The sequence below is a fragment of the Chitinophaga sp. genome (genome assembly GCF_035761305.1).
In the GTDB taxonomy this organism is placed as follows: Bacteria; Bacteroidota; Bacteroidia; order Chitinophagales; family Chitinophagaceae; genus Chitinophaga.
Map to the genome: position 1 here is coordinate 1 of NZ_DASTRI010000200.1, position 3602 is coordinate 3602.

The window sequence follows — 3602 nt, forward strand, 5'->3', positions numbered from 1 at the left end:
ATATCCGATACCGCCGATACAGATATCTGGTTAACAGGAATAGTTGCCAGTAAGTTATTTAGCTCTATAAGAGCATTCACATCAACCTGCTGTTTGAATACCCTTTGTAAAAGGCTGGGGCGGCGCAAGGGCAATACACGAAATGGTGAAATATATTTCATTCGCTATTCATATTTTCTTTAGGTTTCGTAAATAGGATCATTCCAGTTACAAACCCCGCCATGCCAGGAACAAGCGCCCCTGCCTGTAGCGGAGGAAGTAGTACCATCGCAGCATCTAGTAACATACCCGACAACTCTTTTGCGAAGGGGGTTGATTTTATTATGATATTTTTCTGCTTCTTTATTACCCGTTTCCATGGCCTGGCGGAGATCACGAACGGCATCTTCGGTTTTCCCCAACTTGTCATAGCAAATTGCCCTGTTGTATCGTAAGGTAACATCTTCGGGGAATGCAGTTAGTAAATCGCTTATAGATTCCAATGCAGCTTTATACTTAGCTTGCTTAACAAGTTTTAAAGCACTTTCCTTATCTATATCAAATTTGATATATGCCACCTGTTTTTTTTCGTCCTTACTGGTTGCTAGGAGCATTGATTTTTCCAGGAGAGAGTTAGCCTCATTTATGGAGAGTTTACCATCCTTCCGTTGATGTTGTAACAATGAGAGATAAGCAGATAAACTATCTCTTCGAATGCTATCCTTTGCTATTGCAATAGCCTGTTCGCGCTTTATTTCCTGGTTTTTCAAGAAAAGTTCATGAGCTATTTGGGCGTCCAATCTATGATAATAGGCAGTTAGTAGTAGTAGGGGCACAACCATTACGCCATAAATCAATCGTTTAATTGCCGATGAATATTCAAAATGGAGTTTCTTTTCCAGCCATACATGTATAGATGGGAGTAAACCAAGTCCCATTATCATAAAGATCAGCAGTAAAAGAGGATGTGAAAAGAAGTATAGAGCAAATAAGAAAAAAATAGCGGCCATTATACGGCTTATAAATTTAGCCTTCTTAGTTAAAGGCTTTATACACTGAGGTTCACCTTTAAAATAATCCGGCAGAACTTTAGCATCAGAGGGAATGATATCTGCTAAATATCTCATAGTTATTAGGGATATATTGTAGAACAAAGGGGAAGATAGGAAAATTATCAATATCTCACCATCCCTAAAACACAAACTCCCGCCCAAAGGACGGGAGTTCTTATTCACACTCAATTACCTAACACCCATTTAAAACCCGGGGTTCTGCTTCAGCAGCGGGTTACGGTTCATCTCCGCAAACTGGATCGGTATAAAATACATCTTGTCATCCCAGTGGCGGGTTTGTACGTCTATTACCTTGTAGCTGTAGTCGTGATAAGTGCTGCGGTCGGCCCTGTTAGTTCCCTGCACGGATATTTCAATGCCCTTCGCGTTTTCATTCATCACCTGCGGGGCTATCATCCAGCGGCGGATGTCGAAGAAACGGTGCTCTTCAAAGGCCAGCTCTATACGGCGCTCGTTGCGGTATTCATCCCGCAGCGGTACGCCGGTAAGTGCGGCGGTGAATTCAGGCATGCCTGCACGTCTTCTTATCTGGTTAAGCGCGTCCCTTGCGTCCTGGTATTGTGTTAGCTCAATACAGGCTTCGGCATAGTTTAACAGTATCTCTGCATACCTGAAAAAGGGCCAGGGAATTTCCTGGGCTACTGACCGGTGATCATTATTAGGATCAACAAATTTACGCAGGTAGTAATTGGGATAGCTGCCGTTCCAGTTTTCTATAGGGCCGTTACGGGTGTCAATGCCGGGCAGGGTGCTGCCATCGGGCAGTTTCAGCGTTTTAAAGGCCTGTATAATACCTACCGGGTCAAACACTTCTCCATCAGAAGTGCGCTTTTTCCAATGGGCGCCGTCATAAAAGACGGTGGCGTAAAAGCGCGGGTCCCTGTTCTCATATGGATGGGCAGCATGTACCGGGTTGCCCCAGCTGAATTTTGATCCATCCTTCATTTCATAGGCATCCACCATCTGCTGAATAGGAGAGTTCTCCCCGTAGCCGTGGTAGCCATTAGGGTTGAACCATAAGCCTACATTAGGCGCTCCTGCATTTACGCTGGTGAAACGGGAGAAAATAACTTCCTCGTTTGTTTTGCTTAAAAAGAGGTTGGCATAATTCGCGGCTGTAGAATCTCCCGGTGCAGGATCTGCGGCAAAGAGCTTGTAGATGCCCAGGTCCATTACTGCTTTGGCGGCATCGCGGGCAGCTGTCCAGCGGGCTTGCCGGTCACCCCCGGTATAGCCTGTTTCCGGCATATGGCTGGGATTTATGTTATACAGGTCGCTGGCTGCGTATAACAATACGCGTGATTTCAGCGCAAGTGCTGCGCCTTTAGTGGCGCGGCCCACATCAGCGCCGGTATATACCGTTGGCAGCAGGGCAGCTGCAGAATCGGCATCGCGGACAATGAAGTTAACGGTTTCCTCAAATGTATTCCTTGCTATTGCGGTACTGTCTTTCAGTCCATACACCTTGGTGATCAGGGGTATGCCTCCATTTACCCGCATGAGATTATGATACAGGTAGCCCCTTAAAAAATAGGCTTCTCCTCTCATCCGCTGCACCATGGGCTGGCCGGCTACCGGCGAGCTGGCGGAGTTTTCCAGGAAGTCATTGCACTGGCGTATGCCGGAATAAAGGTTGTCCCAAAGCAGGTAGTTGAACCTGGAGCCGCCCAGTATATCAAGATTGGATGAAGTAATGGTAGATTGAACAATGGGGGTGGCGCCGTTTGTCCACATCGCCTCATCGTCCAGTACACTCAGGCCGCTGGTGGAGTTAAACTCCCCATACCCGATGAATGTATAAATATTGGTAACGTAAGCCTGCATTAAGGTGGCATCTTTCCAGACCGAAGCGCTGGTGAACTGGTTCAGCGGTGTTACATCCAGGCTGGTGCAACCTATAAGACCACCAAACGCAGATATAAATATCGAAAGAATGATCAGCTGTTTTTTCATCGTTGAAAACATTTAGAAGGTGAGGTTAAGGCCTACGTTATAGATCCTTGTTTGCGGATAGTAATCTCCTGCTGCATTGCTGGCTTCCGGATCCATCAGTTTGAACTTATCCCATGTAAACACGTTGAACCCGTTCATATAGATCCGCAGACCTTTTATGTTGCCCATCCTGGTAAGCAGTGATGCAGGCAGGTTGTAAGCCAGTTCAACTGATTTAAGCCTGATATAATCTGTACTTCTGAGGAAATAGGTATTATTGTTGGTAACCCAGTAGGTATCTCCCCGGTCGAACGTACGCGGGCCAACGTAAGGGCTGCCTGCAGCAAGGGGTGTTTTGCCCGTGGCGTCACCTGGATCAGGCTTCCAGCGTTGGGCGGCAAATTCAGCCAGGTAGTTGCCGATGTCGCCGGATTCCGTGGCTACATATTGCACATCGCCTGCTGAGCCCTGGAAGAAGATGTTAGCGCTGAATTGCTTAAAGTTTATGCCCAGGTTAAGACCGCCCGTCCAGTCAGGCGTAGTGTTTTTGTTGATGCGTACGCGGTCATCGGCATTAATGATCTTATCGCCGTTCACGTCTTCAAATATCAGGTCACC

At 46.7% G+C, this 3602-nt stretch carries 2 protein-coding genes and 1 pseudogene; all 3 read right to left on the minus strand.

All coding sequences use genetic code 11. The features are described 5' to 3' along the window. Window positions 1–179: 179 nt before the first annotated feature. Window positions 180–1106 (minus strand): hypothetical protein, encoded by a 927-nt coding sequence (locus VFS25_RS16935; RefSeq protein ID WP_326463353.1) that lies wholly within the window; start codon window positions 1104–1106, stop codon window positions 180–182. 129 nt (window positions 1107–1235) lie between these two features. Next, entirely contained in the window at window positions 1236–3005 is a 1770-nt protein-coding gene (locus tag VFS25_RS16940; protein WP_326463354.1) for a RagB/SusD family nutrient uptake outer membrane protein, read from the minus strand. A gap of 12 nt (window positions 3006–3017) precedes the next feature. Then, window positions 3018–3602 (minus strand): annotated as a pseudogene (locus tag VFS25_RS16945) (SusC/RagA family TonB-linked outer membrane protein); the annotation flags it as partial.